The sequence below is a fragment of the Empedobacter sp. UBA6745 genome (assembly GCF_002453775.1).
GTDB lineage: Bacteria > Bacteroidota > Bacteroidia > Flavobacteriales > Weeksellaceae > Empedobacter > Empedobacter falsenii_C.
This window is the reverse complement of the sequence record NZ_DKHL01000046.1, coordinates 1-16,004: the sequence shown is the minus strand read 5'-3', so window position 1 is coordinate 16,004 and position 16,004 is coordinate 1. Positions and strand designations below refer to the sequence as shown.

The following is a 16,004-nucleotide window of genomic DNA, read 5'->3' as shown; positions in this document are numbered from 1 at the left end:
TTTTTGTTTAAATTTTATTGATTTTGAAAATTTTAAACAAATTACCCGACCCTTTTATTCTATTTTTATTTCTAGCCATTGTTGTTGCCTATTTTTTCCCTGATATTAGTTTGTGGTCTTACAAAGATTTTAATCTGAACACAGTAATTGATATTGGCGTTATTCTAGTATTCTTTTTTTATGGGTTAAAACTTAATTGGAAAGAAGTTTTCAAGGATTTAGCAAATTGGAAAATGCATGTCTTGATTCAATCTATTACATTTATCTTTTTCCCATTATTAGTCTTGTGTTTTTATCCGTTGGTAAAAAGTTACCCAGTTTATTTTACACTTTATGTCGCAATATTTTATTTAGCCGCGTTACCAAGTACCGTTTCTTCGTCAGTTGTAATGGTTTCGATTGCAAAAGGAAACATACCAAGTGCTATTTTTAATGCAAGTATTTCTGGATTAATAGGTATTGTTGTTACACCACTTTGGATGAGTTTGTTTTTATCAAAAAATAATGGTGAATTTGATTTATTAGCTACTTTTTTGGATTTGGTTCTTAAAATTATTTTACCTGTTTTTGTTGGCGCACTTTTACAACCTTATTTAGGATTCTTTTATAATAAATATAAAAAGCAATTCGGGAATTTAGATAAACTTACCATTGTACTTATTGTTTACAACAGTTTTAGTCATACTTTTTTAGATGGATTATTTACAAAATTAGGCGTTCTTCCGTTGTTGGCTGTTTTCATAATTGTAGTTGCGTTGTTCTTTTTCTTTTTTAATCTTTCAAAATGGATTGCTAAGAAAATGAATTTTAATCGAGAAGATGATATCACCATTCAATTTTGTTCGACAAAAAAATCATTGGTTCATGGCTCGGTAATTGCAGCAGTTATTTTCACGGGAGATATCGGTATTTATTTGATTCCGATTATGCTTTACCACACTTTTCAGTTAATTTATATCAGTTATATCGCCAATCAATATGCTAAAGAAGTTGAATAAAACTTATCGAAGTATCCTTATCTTTCTATTTCAAATTATTTTATTTTCGGTACTATTTTCAATAGAAAGCGTTGAAGATTTTATCGTGAATCATCTTACATTTCCAATTTCAGGATTTATTGCAAAAATCACGAATTCAGTTCATTTTCCTGTTGGAGAATTATTTTATTTAATCATTGGAATAATCGGCTTTGTACTGATTTTTAAATTGATTCGAAGTTTTTTTAAATCAAAAGAAAAAGTTTCGCATTCAATTTATTACATTATGATTTTTGTAAATTGTATTTACTTTATTTACACGTTTGCTTGGGGCGTGATGTACAAAAAAGAAACATTAACAATTGACAAAGAAAAAATCGTTATTCAACCTAAAATTCTGAAAGAAATCTATTGCTACGAACTTGATAAAGCAATATCAGCAAGAAATTTAATCGAACACAATGATTCGACAACCACTATAAAATTCAAATCAGATTTAGAAGAATATAACCAAGAGTTTTTTGCTTTACAATCTCAAGTAAAAAATGTAAAATGGTTGAAAAATTATCGATTATTAAGTGATACACATTACAAATTATCTTGGATTTCGGAAATGCAAAATTATATGGGAATTTTGGGATACTATAATCCTTTTACGGTAGAAGCAAATCTGAATCGATACAATACAAATTTAAAACAACCTGCTACACTTTTTCACGAATATGGGCATCAAATGGGATTTGCATCAGAAAGTGAAGCTAATTTTTTGGCTTATTATTTAGGCACAAAATCTAAAAATCCTGAAATTAATTATTCAGTTTATTACAAAAGTATTTACACACTTTTAGGCGCTATTTACAAATCTGATCCGTATTTTGTAAAAATGGAATTGGATAATATGCATTCTAAAATAAAGCAAGACAGAAAAGCCGAATTAAAACATTATTTGAAATATGAAGGCGCTACGAGCGATACTTTTTCTGAATTAAATAATCAGTTTTTGAAGGCAAATAACCAAGAAGGAACGATAAGTTATAGCAAATATGTCGAATTGATTTACTTGTTATATCAAACAAAAAAAGCAACGAATTAATCGTTGCTTTTCTATTATTGTTAAAGTTCTAATTATTTAAAATTAATTTTTCCGCCAGCTAATTTTTTCTGATTACGCTGCGTAGGATTACCATAAATATCAATCACTCCACCTGCTCTAGTTTTTGCATCTACAGATTTCTCTGCTCTCGCTTCTATTACTCCTCCAGCATTTGTTGTTAAACTTGCTGTATCAGAATTTAATGTTTTCGAATAATATTTTCCTCCAGAATTTGCAATTACAGTCTGAAATTCAGTATCACCAGTTAAAATTACTTCTGCACCAGAATTTATTTTGACTTCTAATTTTGAGGTTTCGATTGGTAATTTGATAGATGAACCTTCGTTAGATGTCAAATACAATGCTTGTGATTTTACGACATCATCAGAATAAATACGAGAACCTTGACTTGCCTGAATTTCGTATAACGATTTGTAATAAACCTTAACCGTTGCTTCTCCTCCTTGCATCAATTTGGTTCCTGTCATTTTCAATTTCAGTTCACCTTTGTTATTTTCAACTTGAACATCGCTCGCATTAACTCCATCTATTTTTACTAAGTTTTCGTTCGAAGAAATTAACTCAACCGGAATTTTATCATAAACTTTTAAGATATTAAAATCTCCAACATTTATCTCTTCTTGCGCAAACGCAAAAGTTGAACAAAATATAGCGGCTGCTGACAATACGATATTTTTCATAAAAAAAGTTTTCTAATTTGATTTGAAATTACACAAAATTTAAACCAAAAAAGAAAACTTAAGTTATTTTTAAGATATATTGTAAGAATTATTTCGCTCCTTCAGCTGTTAATTCTGCAATACGTACAATAATTTCTGTCGCTTTTTCCATAGATTCTACTGGAACATATTCGTAAGGTCCGTGGAAATTGTGACCTCCAGCAAAGATATTAGGACAAGGTAATCCCATAAAAGATAAACGAGCTCCGTCTGTACCACCACGAATTGGTTTGATATTTGGCGTAACTCCACAATCTTTCAAAGCTTGTTCTGCGATTTCAACTGATTGAAATTTCTCTTTTACTTTCTCAATCATATTAAAATATTGATCAGAAACTTCTGCTGTAATTACTTCATGATCAAAACGCTCTTGAATATCAGCAGCAATTTGTAAAAATAAAGCTTTACGCGCTTCATATTGCTCCATATCGTGATCACGGATAATGTACACCATTTTTGCTTCAGATACATTTCCTGTAATTTTAGCTAAATGGAAAAATCCTTCGCGACCATCAGTTAATTCAGGAACTTCGTCGTTTGGTAATTGTGCAGCAAACTCCATTGCAATATTAGATGCATTAATCATCTTATCTTTCGCATAACCTGGGTGAACAGATTTACCTTTGATTGTAACAATACCAGATGCAGCATTAAAGTTTTCGTACTCTAATTCTCCAATTTCAGAACCATCCATTGTATACCCCCATTCAGCTCCAAATTTCTCTACATTAAAAAAATCTGCTCCACGACCAACTTCTTCGTCAGGTGTAAATCCAATAGCGATACGTCCATGTTTAATTTCTGGATGAGCAATCAAATATTCTGCAGCTGTTACAATTTCAGCAACACCAGCTTTATCATCAGCACCTAATAATGTTGTACCATCAGTTGTAATGATTGTTTGACCTTTATATTGAGATAATTCAGGGAATTCGTTTGGTGATAAAATCATTGATTCGTTCAATTTGATATCTCCACCATCGTAATTTTCCCAAATTTGAGGTTGTACATTTTCTCCAGAAAAATCTGGCGATGTATCCATATGAGAAACAAAACCAATAGTAGGCACTTCGTGATCAACTGTAGAAGGAACATATCCAAAAACATACCCGTTTTCATCTATTGAAACATCTTCTAAACCGATTTGTTTTAACTCTTCAACCAAATAATTTGCTAAATCCCATTGACGGTCTGTACTTGGAAATTTATCTAAAAAAGCTTCACTTTCAGTGTAAGTTTTAACATATTTCAAAAAGCGTGTTACCAACTTTTCTCTCCATTCTGTTTGCATTGCGTTTTAATTTTTGTCAAAATTACTAAATTATCTACCTTTAAGGCGCAAATAAACCAAAAAAATGAGTGAGCTAACTTTTAAAATTATTGAATGTCCACGTGATGCGATGCAAGGACGCAAAGATTTTATACCAACTGACAAGAAAATTGATTACTTAAATCGTTTATTGACTGTTGGTTTTGAAGCGATAGATTGTGGAAGTTTTGTTTCGCCAAAAGCGATTCCACAGATGGCGGATACGAAAGAAGTTTTAGATAATATTGATAAAACCAATTCAAAATCGAAATTGTCTGTTGTTGTTGCCAATAAAAGTGGCGCAATAAAAGCTGCTGAACACGAAAAAGTTGATATTATTGGATTTCCTTTTTCTATTTCAGAGAATTTTCAGCAATTCAACACGAATAAAAGTCGTGAAGAAGCATTTGAAATGGTGAAAGAAATCAACCAAATTGCAAATGATAATGGTAAACATATGTTAATTTATTTATCGATGGCGTTTGGAAATCCTTATGGAGAAACTTGGAATGAAGAAATCGTAAAAGAATGGTCGAAAAAAATGGCTGATATCGGAATTTCTTCAATCAATTTATCAGATACAATTGGCGTTGCAGACGAAAAAACAATTGTTGATTTGTTTCAAAATTTGATTCCTCATTATCCAGAAATTGAATTTGGTGCACATTTTCATACCGTTTATACCGAATGGCATTCTAAAGTACAAGCCGCTTATGATAATGGTTGTCGTCGTTTTGATGGTGCTATAAAAGGTTTGGGCGGTTGTCCAATGTCAAAAAGTGATATGGTCGGAAATATGCCAACCGAAAAGTTAATTAGTTTCGCAAATGAGCACAAAGAAAAACATGGTTTGAATCTTTTTGATTTCGAATCTGCTTGGAATGTTTCTTTGCGTACATTTGGCTTAGTTTAATCTTAACAATAAACTAAAAAATCAATTCTTTTGTTAAAGGAAATTAAAATATGTTGGACTTTAACAAAAAAAGTTAAATTTGCTCATCGGTAAGTTTTTTTATCGAGCTTAGAATATTAAAATGAAATTAAAGTATATGAAATTTAAATCGAGTATGATGTTGCTAATTGCAGCATTATTTACGGTAAATACTTTTGCACAAACAGCAAAACCAACACCAAAACGTCTTGCTAAAGTAGATGGTATAGCTGCTGTTGTCGGAGATCAGATTGTTTTAGAGTCTGATGTAGATCGAGATTATTTAATGTCAAAACAACAAGGGATGCAAGTCGAAGACAAATGTGATTTCCTAAACGACATTATGTTAGACAAAATGTTGGTTGATCGTGCAAAACAAGATACTTTAATCAAAGTGACACAAGATGAGGTAACTCGTCAATTAAATAGCCAAATCGAAGGTTGGATTGCTCAAGCTGGAGGAGAAAAACAAATTTTAGACTATTTCGGATTCCGTACAATGGCGGAAATGAAAAACGAAACTAAATATATCGTTGAAGATAATATTTATGCGCGTAACAAAAGAGAAATGGTTGTAAAAGGTGCTGATGCAACACCAGAAGAAGTTCGTATGTTTTTCGAAAAACACCAAGGTGAATTACCAGACGTGAAAGACGAAGTTTCGATTAGCCATATTGTAACTTATCCTGAAGTTTCACAAGAAAATCAACAAAAGATTATCGATCAATTAAAAGAAATCAAAAAAGAAATTGAAGAAGGTGCCTCTTTTGCAACGAAAGCAATTTTATATTCAGAAGATCCAGGTTCCGCAAGTAACGGAGGTGAATACAAAAAAGTTTCTCGTGGTAAAATGGTAAAAGAGTTTGATGCGGTTGCGTTTAACTTACAAGAAGGTGAAATTTCTGATCCATTCAAAACTGATTTTGGATATCATATTATTAAGTTAGAAAAACGTCGTGGACAAGAATTAGATTTGCGTCATATCTTGATTACGTTGAAACCAACGGAAGAAGAAATAAAAAAGANNTATCATGAACCAAAATTCTGGTGACGATCGTTTCGAGAAAATGGCTTTACCTCTACCAATGTTTACAGCGATTGCAACATTGAATGAAGGAGATATTTCTCAAGTTTTCGAAGATGATTTTGATAACAGAAAAGCTTTAAGAATCTTAAAAATCAATAAATTTTATCCAGAGCATAAAATCAATTACCAAGATGATTACTATAGAATTCAAAAATTTGCAGTTCAAGATAAAGAACGTACATTGTTGATGGATTGGGTAAAACGTCAAGTTGGTGATGCTTACATTAAAATTGGAAAAGAATACCAAAGTTGTAATTTCCCGATCGATTGGGAAAAGAAAAACCAAAAATAATAGAACAAAAAACCTCGAGAATTTCTCGAGGTTTTTTTATGTCTAAAAATAAATAATCTTATTTCGCAATCGGAACTTGAGAAGGCCAAATTAATTTACTTGGATCAAACCCTACTTTCTTTGCCGAATCAGAAAATCTGTCTTTTACCTTATCCGAAATCTCTTTCTTACGTGATAGAATCCATAACTTTTTATAATCTTCACTTGCAACTAATACATTATTGTAATCTTTATCAAAATCGATAACATATAATTTCTTTGCAAAAATTGGTAAAAACGTAGTCGAGAACAACCCAACATTTTCGATGTCTTGCGTTGCAATTCCTTCAATCTTTTCCCACCCTTTTTTCTTTGCATTATATCCTCGCACAATTACTTCTAACTGTCCATTTTCTTCGTTCAAATTAAAACGATGCGTCACATTTGTTTGTCCTTTTTGCGCTTTATTTTCTAAACGTGCAATTTCGTACCAACGTCCTAAAAATCCACCTAAATCAAAATTTTGAGCAGGTTTGTATTTTACATTTTTCTTATTGTGATTAACGATATATGCTGTTGTCCCTAACGCCAATGCTGCAAGGGCTAATTTCTTAAAATTCATTTTACTAAAACTTAGGTTGCAAATGTATCAATAATATTAAAGTTGAAAAAATATGATTTTACATTTTGAATTAATTAAAGTTTTATTTAATTTTATTAAAACTAATTTTAATATTATTTAATCTAATGAAAAAACTTCCTGTTATATGCCCCAGTTGTACCGAAGAATTAGCTGTCGAAAAATTAATTTGCAACCATTGCGAAACACAAGTTGTAGGAAACTATGAACTTCCTTTATTTCTGAAACTTACAAATGAAGAACAAGCATTTATTATGCAATTCTTTGTCAATTCAGGAAGTTTAAAAGACATGGCAAAAGAATTTGAAGTCAGCTATCCAACGATGAGAAATAAAGTAGATGATTTGATTAATAAAATAAAAACAATGTCCGATGAATAAAGAATTTTCAGTATCGATGTCGCCATTTTTTAAGGTAACTACATATATATTAATTGTATTTCTAATTTTAATCGGTTTATCTGTAACATATAATGAAAAAAATTTTAACCCTACATTACTTCTCTATTGGGGAATTGTAATTCCAATAATTATTGGATGTTATCTTTTTTCGTTAAATAAAATTAAAGTTGATTTGAATAATATTTATCTTGTTTCAAAAATTAAAACGATAACTATTCCGATAAATGAAGTAAAAATTATTACAAGAAAATCTCAAAATAATTTGATTATTATAGGTGCACGAGGCATTTATGGATTGATGGGAATTTCTATGGATAATTATCGATGCAATATAAAAAATCGTACAAAACTTATTGCGATAGAATTAGAAAATGTAAAATATTTGGTGAGCTGCGACGAGCCTGATGAATTTGTTAACACAATAAATACACTAAAAAATGATAAAGAAACTCCTTAATCCATTTGCATATTTCGATGAAAAAATCTTGTTCATTATTGGGCTATTTTCCCATTTCTTTTTCACATACATCGCTAAAATAACGGAATCTTTTTTCCCTGATTTTTTAAGCATCAAGAAAAATGGAATTTCTTATTCTTATCTCGATTTGTTGTATCAAAACACAAGAAATTTAGCAATTGCAATCCTCCTATTTTACATTTTAGGAAAAATCATCAATAACAGAACACGAATTATAGACATTGTAAACGTCGTTCTAATCTCAAGAATCGCTTATTACATTGTATTCATCACCGATTTTATTCCAATTGTAAACAAAAGTATGGACAAGGTTTTGAAAGGAATTACAGCAAATAATCTCGAAGTTTTGCACGAAGCTTCTACAATGATTGTCATTGTAATTGTAGCTTTTATCGCAATATTTTTCTTGTGTATGATGTTCTATTATTTATACATCGGTTTCAAAACGGTTACAAACATGAAAAGCATCAAACAAGTTCTTGCTTTCATTGCTGTCTTATTATTCATCATTATTTCAACCTCAATATTATCATTATTAATACCACAAAAAATATGAAAAAAGTTTTATTTGTTTTTATAATTATTTGTTCTACAGTTTTTGGTCAATCAACAAATAATTTCACAGAATCAGATATTCAACTTAACGAAAATCAAATTAAATTATTTGGAACATTATGTTTACCTCAAAACGTAAAATCTAAAACAACAATTGTTTTATTAATTTCTGGCTCTGGACCAACGGATAGAAATGGAAATAATAATATGATGATTAATAACTCTTTGAAATATTTAGCTCATAGTTTAGCTGAAAAAGGAATTGCATCTATTCGCTATGACAAAAGAGGAATTGGAGAAAGTTCTATTGCTAATTTGGACGAATCTAAACTTACATTTGATGATTACGTTGAAGACGCAAGTAATTGGGTAACTTTCTTAAAAAAAGATAAAAGATTTAGTTCTATTTCAATAGCTGGACATAGCGAAGGTTCATTAATTGGAATGCTTGCTTCAACAAAAAATGTCGACAAATTCATCTCAGTTTCTGGTCCTGGAGAACCTATCGACCAAATACTTAAGAAACAATTAACTCAACTTCCTGAAAAATTAAAAACTGAATCGTATGCTATTATAGATTCTTTGAAAAATGGAAATACTGTAAATAATATTAATCCTAATTTATCAGCATTATTTCGTAAAAGTGTACAACCTTATTTAATTTCTTGGATTAAATATAATCCTGTAAATGAAATCAATAAATTAACTATTCCTTTTTTAGTGATTCAAGGTGATATGGATATACAAGTTGATACGGACAATGCTAAAAACCTTTCTCCTAAATCTGCTGTTATTATCAAAGGGATGAATCACGTTTTAAAAAACGTTACTTCAAAAGATGATTTATCTTCTTACAATAACCCAAAACTTCCAATAAATACAGAATTAGTCGAAGTCATTTCTAATTTTATCTTCAAAAAATAATCATAAAAGACAAAGCAAATTGCTTTGTCTTTTATAGTTAGTGACTAACAAGCAGTTCCTCCTTCAAAGTTTATAGTTGTAGTTTCTTTATCCGATTTTCGAGTGATTGTCATTGTTCCATTAGCTAAAGCTGAATCAGATTCAATATTTTGTTCTCCAATTTTTGCATGAATTTCGATTATATAATCATCATTTTCTAAACGCAACGTATATCCATTGTCATTTTCAGTAGATTTGGTATCATCATTTTTAGAAGAAAAAACTTCTCTTTTTCCATTAATCGAAATATAATTTACCCAAGTTAACTCGTCTTTAGAGCTTGTTTGTAAATAGATTTCGTCTTTCATTTTACTTCCTTTTTTATAATATTCAGTCACACAACCTACTCCATAATCTGATTCGGAAACCGAAAGTTTATCAACTACAATTTCTTTATTTGAAGGAGTTTTAAGATTAGTTTTGAGCTCTTTTTTCTCGCAAGAGTTCAACATTAGAATTGCAAAAGTTAAAACGAAACATTTTATTAGTTTATACATAATTAGTTTATTAAAAATTATCTCTTTGATTGTTATTTCTTGATCTACATCAATTTAAAAAATCAATTGTATTTCTAAATTTACAATTCTTATTTGTGATTCGTAACAAAAGAGTTTAAAGATTATACAGATTTTTCATAGTATAAGGTTGGTTAGTTTTTTTAACAAAGAGCAGAAGAAATTTTGCTCTTTGTTTTGTATAGTACTAATAATAACAAAAATCCGAGTTGTTGGCTCGGATTTTTGTTATTTATTCTCTAAAACAGTTTCATTCTCTGCTTCAACTTTCTTCTCATATTTTTTTCGGATATACTCTGCTGCCAACGTCACAGCAATCCCTCCAATTATTCCATAAATAGACCTTTTTCCTAGAAATTTAGCAACAGTGACGCCTGTTGTAGCTGCAGTTGTTAAAAGACCTATTTTAGTTCCTTTCTCGGTGTGATTTTTTGTTAATGCTTCTAAAATTTTCATAGCTTTTTATGTTTAGTTTTAGAAATACTAACAATTATCAAACCAATTTTATTTAATAAAATCTACTACTAATTCTTTTGGACGACCTACTACTCCACTTTTTTCATCAGTTACAATCGGGCGTTGAATCAATTTTGGATATTCGACCAAAGCATTCAAAACTTCATCATCAGAAAGTTCTTTTCCTTTGAAATTTGCTTTCCAATCTTCCTCATTTGTACGCACAATATCAATCGGTTTTAAATTTAGTTTAGTCAAAATTTCCTTCAATTCATTTTTCGTTAAAGGTTCTTTCAAATATTCTCTTACTACAAAATCTTTTCCAGATTCTTCTAAAACTTTCATCGCATCTCTGCTTTTCCCACAGCGGGAATTATGTAATATTGTGTACATTTTAATTATCTTTTTTAAAAAAATAAAGTTAATAAAATAAGATTTACAAGTAAGTATCATTAGAAAAAAACAGATAAAAGCTATCAATAAAGTTTTCTAATCATTAAAATCTTTATCTTCTATTCTTAATACTTGTGGATAATTTCCTGCTCCTTTTATTGGTTCGAGAATATAACTTGCTCTTTGAGATTTTGTAGAGGAAACAGTTCTGTAAAAATCAATAGGTTGAAAGAAGTTCTTCGCAAGATAAAATCTTTTTGTAACAATTCCTTTTTCAAGAATTCGATAATCATTATTTTGATAATGATTCATATTTGTAGTTCCTTGACTTATTAATAACGGAAAAATAGTTGTATTCTCTGTATTAATCGTAATATCACAAGGATAGAGTCTTATAAATGAATGATTGTAGGTAAAAGATTTTCCAATATTATTAATCACTACATCACGAACATCTCCAAAATAATCTTGTGTTAAAATTGGAGCTCCAGTAATACTTAATCTATATTCTCTACCTGCACCCGTTGTATAAAACGTTTTCTCATACTTTCCTTCCGAATTTGTAAATACAGAATCGACAATTTTTACAAATTCACCCATTCCCATTACGCCTCCTTTTTTATATTCATTCACGAGAATTCGAACGTTTGCAAAAGGTTTATTTTCTTCGTCTGTTATTTCTCCACTTATTTTAGTCGCAATTCCAGCTTTCAAATTGTATTTATTATCATCATCTTCACATGAGAAACAAACAACAAATAAGGTAAGTAAAAGTAATTTTTTCATTAGAATGTATATGTTTTAAAGTATGTAATAAAAATAGTCGAAAAATATCAAAAGCAGCATTGGATAAATGTTACAAATAGATTAATTTTCTATTATTCCTCTGAGTTCATCGAAGTATAATTACTTGTTTTACAAAATATTATATTTAGGTAAAACATTATAAGACACTATTTTTATCAAACATTTTTGACTGTTCTCTTTTAAAAGTTAAAACTAATTTGTTTCAAGAAACTAAACAAAATCTATTTCATTCAACAACAACTAATATACACAAATTAAAATACTCGCAACAAGCTATAAAAAAAGCTCTTATCAAAGAGCTTTTTGAGTTATTTTTCTTTTAAATAGTTATTTAACAATTTGAAAAAAATTATAATAGCAGTTTTATTAATAATTATCAGCTAGAAAATAAATCTTAGACTTATTCTTTATACATTCTTCACAAAACTTCATCAAATATTCATATTCTTTCCTTACTAAGTTTAATTCTTCATTTTTTTTATCAATCGTAGTTAAATGATTTAAAAACTCATGTATATTTTCAATTAAAACTTCAGAATATACTGCCCATTCCTCATTTTCTCCTACATAATCCCTATCAAAGTATTTATATAGTAAACTATTTGTATTTAAACTTCTAAATTTTTCCCAATGATAATCCACAATATTATTAAACTGATTTGTTGACATTATTATTTTACGCAAGGTTTTATTATTACTATCTTTTTCAGTAAAAATAACTTTACCCAATCCAAATGCAAAACTACGTTGCCAATCAGATAAAAAATTAATTCTATTATTCTCCATTATTAATAAATTTATTCTAGGACGAAACTATTTTAAAAAAAACTATTAACTCTATCATAATAAGTAATGGTGTACAGATTCTCAATTATAATTCATATTAATAATCGATTCTAAACAACATTTTTATATTTCTTTCGTCAATTTATCAAGTTCTTTTAATAATGTTGGGAATCTATATTCTCCAGACATTTTTGAAATGTTTTCCTTTGCTTCCTCAATATCAATTCCAATCGAAGTTATATAAAGTGGTTTCATACTTTTCCCTCTCAATAGTTCTACTTTATTTTCTTTGTTAGACGCAAAGTTTGTTTTTGCCACCCCAATAACGGGGATTTTTCTATTTAGACTTTCGTATAAATGCCCACCTAAACCATATGTATCAAAGTCATCTAAAAAAACGTATCCATCAATTACAATTGCTTTAATAAAATCTAAGTCGAAGTTTTTCAACATACTTAATATACAAGGCAATTCTCTTTTATAGAATTCTCCAGGAATGTATTCTTCTGATATTTCTAATTCTTGGGAATAATGTTTTGAATAATTAGAATCTTCCCAATTATTGAATGTAATTGCAATTGTTTTAGCCTTGTTATCGTAGTAATATGTATCAACAGCTACAAACATTTACGAAAGCCATTTTTTAAATTTTGAGAAAAGGTTTCTATTTTCATTGTTGTTAAATTTTTCATTTTTTTTATTTATTTCTTCAACTAACTGTTGATCAGAAACATTTTCATTGATGTGAACTCTTTTAGGTTCATCTGTTTTAGTATTTGTAATTTTTTCTAATAACTCTTTAGCTTTCTTATAAACTTTAATTTCATTCTCATTTCTGTCATCAACTTGTGTTATTTCTGGAAATAATTCACTACTTAATTTTACAGATTCAGATTCAAAATCGTTCATCACTCCTTGATAAATATTTTTTGACATCTGGATTTCATTAATTTGTTCATAACTAATTCCCATTTGTAGCATATCATTTCCAAATTCTGCTTTAGTAATTTGATTGAAAATAGCTTGAGAAACTCTTGTTTTTGCAGCAGCAATATTTGCTTTTGGTACTAAATAGTTCTCATCCATAGAATTGTAAAACTCCTGCATTGAATTTCTAAGACGTGCATCAATTTTGAAATTTGATATTTCCGAAAGATATACACCTTTACTCATTGCCGTATTGGACAATAAATGAATAAACTCACCTGTTTTATAACCTAAAAAAACCAAAACAGTAGAAAACATCATTGCTTCCATTTGTAAATCAGCTTCAACCAATGTTTTGAAAATCTCTACACCTTCAATAAATTCCTCTTGGTATTTATCAGATTCAAAATCAATATTTTCGTAGTCATCAATTAAATTATCTTTTAAAACATTAACAAATAATTCGTGAATTTTAAATCTCGATTCAGAATAATTTTGAATTATTTCTTCAGTTTTATTTTCTTTGATAAGTTTGATTATTTCAGTCATTTGTTATAAAATTATAATTACAGGTTTATAAATCTAATAGTTATGTAAACATTTTTCTTGTACAACGAAATTCGTGTATTTAACCTTTGATACATTTAACAAATTCACTCTCTCGTTTCGGATATCGGTTTTTGGTTTTTAGTTATTAATGAAATCTAGTTTGAGTTTAGCTATAGTCGTTATTTTATTCTTTCATAAATTCTTCCAAAGATCTATTTTGAGAGTCATAAATTAAAGTAAGATTTAGAGCAAATGCTGGTTGTGTTATATCTATACTCCAATTTTTATTTGTAATATTTAAACTTTTATTTAATTGGTCTATAAAATAAAACCAACCTAGAGTTTCTTCATTTACTTTATATACATTATTATCTGTAATAATTTCAACAACAATTAAATCTGTTGTTAGTAAATCTTTTTTATAAGCAATAATTGACTTAATTTTCTTCCATTGAATCAATTCTGGATTTTCCATTTTATCAATATAAAATCCGTCACCATAAAATTCAAAAACTCCTTCATCATTAAAAAAATCGTAAAAGTTTTGTTTATACAGTTCTTCTTTTTCATTATAGTTCATTAAAATTCTTGTAGTAGGAAAAATTATTTTTAAGATTCCAAGAATTAATCCTATAATTCCAAATATTAAAATTATCCAATTTAAAAATCTTGAATCTTTATTTATAAAATAAAATCCCAAAAAGCTAATGAATATTGAACCAAACAAGAGTTTATATGATTCTTTCACGATATTGTTTTTACGTTACAGCAAATATGACGAAACTTGGTTCTTCTAAAATATAATAAACCTTATGATTAACCAAAACTAAGTAACATCTTTTTCTTTTTAAATTTAATAAATTAAAATAACGATTGCCACTTTGCCTTTACTTGCCATTGCTCCAAACTTATATTAGTGGCTGGCTATTTTATTTACTTGATTTAATAATTCTGATAAATTATCGTATTNNCGTATTTAAAATAATTATGAATAATATTTTTCTCATCTCGTTCATTTAGTTGTCACTAACATAATAGTCCACGAAATTGAATACAAAAATTTAATAAATAATCACAATCAAACCCTTTATTGTAAAACTACAACTCTATAAATTCCCCTCTAATTTCGCTTACGTTATTTCAGAACTTTTACCTCTCCATTTACATATTCATAATCCCAACTAGATTCTGAAATATTTAGAGTAGGTTTCCCTTCTTCGTCATATTCTCTTGTTTGCGTTTTACGGAAGTTATTTTTAGACAAAGATTTATAATACAAGTCTGTAAAAACACCTAAGTTTTGAAATGGGTTTTGCGATTGATCATAATTAGAGAAAGTGGTTACTTTGCGCTCTTTCTTCTTGTAGTTAATATATGGAGGGACACCTTCATCATAAAAATCATAGTCAGCATCTCTGTAAACCAAACTATCTAAATTTCCCTTTGCATTAAAGTGAAAATCTCTACGACTTCTTAAATCATTTGTGTAATAATGGTCGGTCACCAGAAAATCGATGTATTTTATCTGGTTGTTTTCATAAGTATAAACATATTTTTCTGTATAGTTTGGTCTTGCCTTGTAAGTTAAAGTAGCCTCAGAAATTTGTTGACCATTCAACGTNNCGTATATACGTGTGTATCATTTGGATATTGATACCAATCTAATTTAGAAAACTTAGTTAGACTTGCAGTTTTATCTGTGTAGCTAATATTAGTTTCCAATGATTTAGAAAACTTGTAAACGTAGCTTGTATACGGATCTATAATATACCATTCACCAATTCGTTTGGTTACTTTATTGTTTTGATATTCAAATTTTATTGTATCATATCCATTTACAGTAGCTATAAAATAACCTTTTGGATAGGCAGTAAACGAATTATTTTCAACAGGTGTAATGATATCATCTTCATTATTGCACGACCATAATAAAATAAGTGGTAATAAGTAAAGGAATTTTTTCATCGTGTTATTTTTGTTCAGATTATTCAAGATAAATATTGAGTTTATTTCTTTCCCAAATATACCAAAAAAACATAATTAAACCCATTATTGTAAAAACTACAACTCTACAAGTTTCCTCCCACTTTCCTCCCACTTTCATCCGTGTTTTCTTCGACCGTTCT

Annotated in this window: 21 protein-coding genes; 9 read left to right on the top strand and 12 right to left on the bottom strand. The window is 28.8% G+C overall.

Annotation, left to right across the window (positions count from 1 at the left end):
* The first annotated feature begins 23 nt into the window (after positions 1-23).
* Together B4H69_RS12630 and B4H69_RS12625 are read left to right on the top strand one after the other, a co-directional pair.
* Complete coding sequence (locus tag B4H69_RS12630) at positions 24-998, top strand: bile acid:sodium symporter family protein (RefSeq protein WP_180906673.1); 975 nt, start codon at positions 24-26, stop codon at positions 996-998.
* Between the two features lie 85 nt (positions 999-1,083).
* A complete protein-coding gene (locus B4H69_RS12625; RefSeq protein WP_180906672.1) occupies positions 1,084-2,070 on the top strand; it encodes a DUF3810 family protein in 987 nt (328 codons plus the stop codon).
* 32 nt (positions 2,071-2,102) lie between these two features.
* Here the strand turns inward: B4H69_RS12625 and B4H69_RS12620 are convergent, their stop codons facing one another.
* Positions 2,103-2,771 carry a head GIN domain-containing protein gene (locus B4H69_RS12620; RefSeq protein ID WP_038331627.1) on the bottom strand — a complete coding sequence of 223 codons (669 nt, stop codon included), beginning with the start codon at positions 2,769-2,771 and terminating at the stop codon, positions 2,103-2,105.
* Between the two features lie 88 nt (positions 2,772-2,859).
* The gene (gene pepT / locus B4H69_RS12615; protein ID WP_115000674.1) at positions 2,860-4,101 is read right to left on the bottom strand and encodes a peptidase T; all 1,242 of its coding nucleotides are present in this window, start codon (positions 4,099-4,101) and stop codon (positions 2,860-2,862) included.
* 64 nt (positions 4,102-4,165) lie between these two features.
* Between pepT and B4H69_RS12610 the strand changes: the two genes are divergently transcribed.
* The 3 genes from B4H69_RS12610 to B4H69_RS12600 all read left to right on the top strand — a co-directional run bounded on the left by B4H69_RS12610 (position 4,166) and on the right by B4H69_RS12600 (position 6,429).
* Positions 4,166-5,032 carry a hydroxymethylglutaryl-CoA lyase gene (locus tag B4H69_RS12610; protein ID WP_115000675.1) on the top strand — a complete coding sequence of 289 codons (867 nt, stop codon included), beginning with the start codon at positions 4,166-4,168 and terminating at the stop codon, positions 5,030-5,032.
* Positions 5,033-5,153: 121 nt separating this feature from the next.
* Positions 5,154-6,101, top strand: coding sequence for a foldase protein PrsA (locus B4H69_RS12605; RefSeq protein WP_422653370.1), 948 nt, complete (start codon positions 5,154-5,156; stop codon positions 6,099-6,101).
* Positions 6,082-6,429 (top strand): hypothetical protein, encoded by a 348-nt coding sequence (locus B4H69_RS12600; protein ID WP_291094227.1) that lies wholly within the window; start codon positions 6,082-6,084, stop codon positions 6,427-6,429. The genes B4H69_RS12605 and B4H69_RS12600 overlap by 20 nt, the downstream gene beginning before the upstream one ends.
* A gap of 58 nt (positions 6,430-6,487) precedes the next feature.
* Here the strand turns inward: B4H69_RS12600 and B4H69_RS12595 are convergent, their stop codons facing one another.
* Positions 6,488-7,030: a lipocalin family protein gene (locus tag B4H69_RS12595; protein WP_038331617.1), complete on the bottom strand. Its 543-nt coding sequence runs from the start codon at positions 7,028-7,030 to the stop codon at positions 6,488-6,490.
* 125 nt (positions 7,031-7,155) lie between these two features.
* Here B4H69_RS12595 and B4H69_RS12590 point away from each other — a divergent pair, with 125 nt between their 5' ends.
* From B4H69_RS12590 to B4H69_RS12575, 4 genes are read left to right on the top strand one after another with little or no spacing between them, the layout of a single operon-like run.
* Complete coding sequence (locus B4H69_RS12590) at positions 7,156-7,428, top strand: DUF2089 family protein (RefSeq protein WP_180906671.1); 273 nt, start codon at positions 7,156-7,158, stop codon at positions 7,426-7,428.
* Positions 7,421-7,906, top strand: a complete 486-nt coding sequence (locus tag B4H69_RS12585) for a PH domain-containing protein (protein ID WP_180906670.1) — start codon at positions 7,421-7,423, stop codon at positions 7,904-7,906. Before B4H69_RS12590 ends, B4H69_RS12585 begins: the two co-directional genes overlap by 8 nt.
* Positions 7,887-8,483 (top strand): hypothetical protein, encoded by a 597-nt coding sequence (locus B4H69_RS12580; protein WP_180906669.1) that lies wholly within the window; start codon positions 7,887-7,889, stop codon positions 8,481-8,483. The genes B4H69_RS12585 and B4H69_RS12580 overlap by 20 nt, the downstream gene beginning before the upstream one ends.
* Positions 8,480-9,406: an alpha/beta hydrolase gene (locus tag B4H69_RS12575; protein ID WP_180906668.1), complete on the top strand. Its 927-nt coding sequence runs from the start codon at positions 8,480-8,482 to the stop codon at positions 9,404-9,406. The genes B4H69_RS12580 and B4H69_RS12575 overlap by 4 nt, the downstream gene beginning before the upstream one ends.
* Before the next feature lie 44 nt (positions 9,407-9,450).
* On the opposite strand, the gene B4H69_RS12570 is transcribed toward B4H69_RS12575, so the two are convergent.
* The 9 genes from B4H69_RS12570 to B4H69_RS12530 form a co-directional block, all read right to left on the bottom strand.
* The gene (locus B4H69_RS12570; RefSeq protein ID WP_180906667.1) at positions 9,451-9,942 is read right to left on the bottom strand and encodes a hypothetical protein; all 492 of its coding nucleotides are present in this window, start codon (positions 9,940-9,942) and stop codon (positions 9,451-9,453) included.
* 246 nt (positions 9,943-10,188) lie between these two features.
* Positions 10,189-10,416, bottom strand: coding sequence for a hypothetical protein (locus tag B4H69_RS12565; protein ID WP_038331196.1), 228 nt, complete (start codon positions 10,414-10,416; stop codon positions 10,189-10,191).
* A 48-nt stretch (positions 10,417-10,464) separates the two neighbouring features.
* Entirely contained in the window at positions 10,465-10,809 is a 345-nt protein-coding gene (locus B4H69_RS12560; RefSeq protein WP_180906666.1) for an arsenate reductase family protein, read from the bottom strand.
* Between the two features lie 96 nt (positions 10,810-10,905).
* A complete protein-coding gene (locus B4H69_RS12555; RefSeq protein ID WP_180906665.1) occupies positions 10,906-11,595 on the bottom strand; it encodes a hypothetical protein in 690 nt (229 codons plus the stop codon).
* A 387-nt stretch (positions 11,596-11,982) separates the two neighbouring features.
* Entirely contained in the window at positions 11,983-12,402 is a 420-nt protein-coding gene (locus tag B4H69_RS12550; protein ID WP_180906664.1) for a hypothetical protein, read from the bottom strand.
* Positions 12,403-12,525: 123 nt separating this feature from the next.
* Positions 12,526-13,029 carry an endonuclease V gene (locus B4H69_RS12545; protein ID WP_180906663.1) on the bottom strand — a complete coding sequence of 168 codons (504 nt, stop codon included), beginning with the start codon at positions 13,027-13,029 and terminating at the stop codon, positions 12,526-12,528.
* Positions 13,030-13,878, bottom strand: a complete 849-nt coding sequence (locus B4H69_RS12540; protein ID WP_180906662.1) for a hypothetical protein — start codon at positions 13,876-13,878, stop codon at positions 13,030-13,032. It lies immediately after the preceding gene.
* A 184-nt stretch (positions 13,879-14,062) separates the two neighbouring features.
* On the bottom strand, positions 14,063-14,626 hold the full coding sequence (locus B4H69_RS12535; protein ID WP_180906661.1) for a hypothetical protein: 564 nt from the start codon (positions 14,624-14,626) through the stop codon (positions 14,063-14,065).
* 387 nt (positions 14,627-15,013) lie between these two features.
* The gene (locus B4H69_RS12530) at positions 15,014-15,496 is read right to left on the bottom strand and encodes a hypothetical protein (protein WP_291094220.1); all 483 of its coding nucleotides are present in this window, start codon (positions 15,494-15,496) and stop codon (positions 15,014-15,016) included.
* Positions 15,497-16,004: the final 508 nt, after the last annotated feature.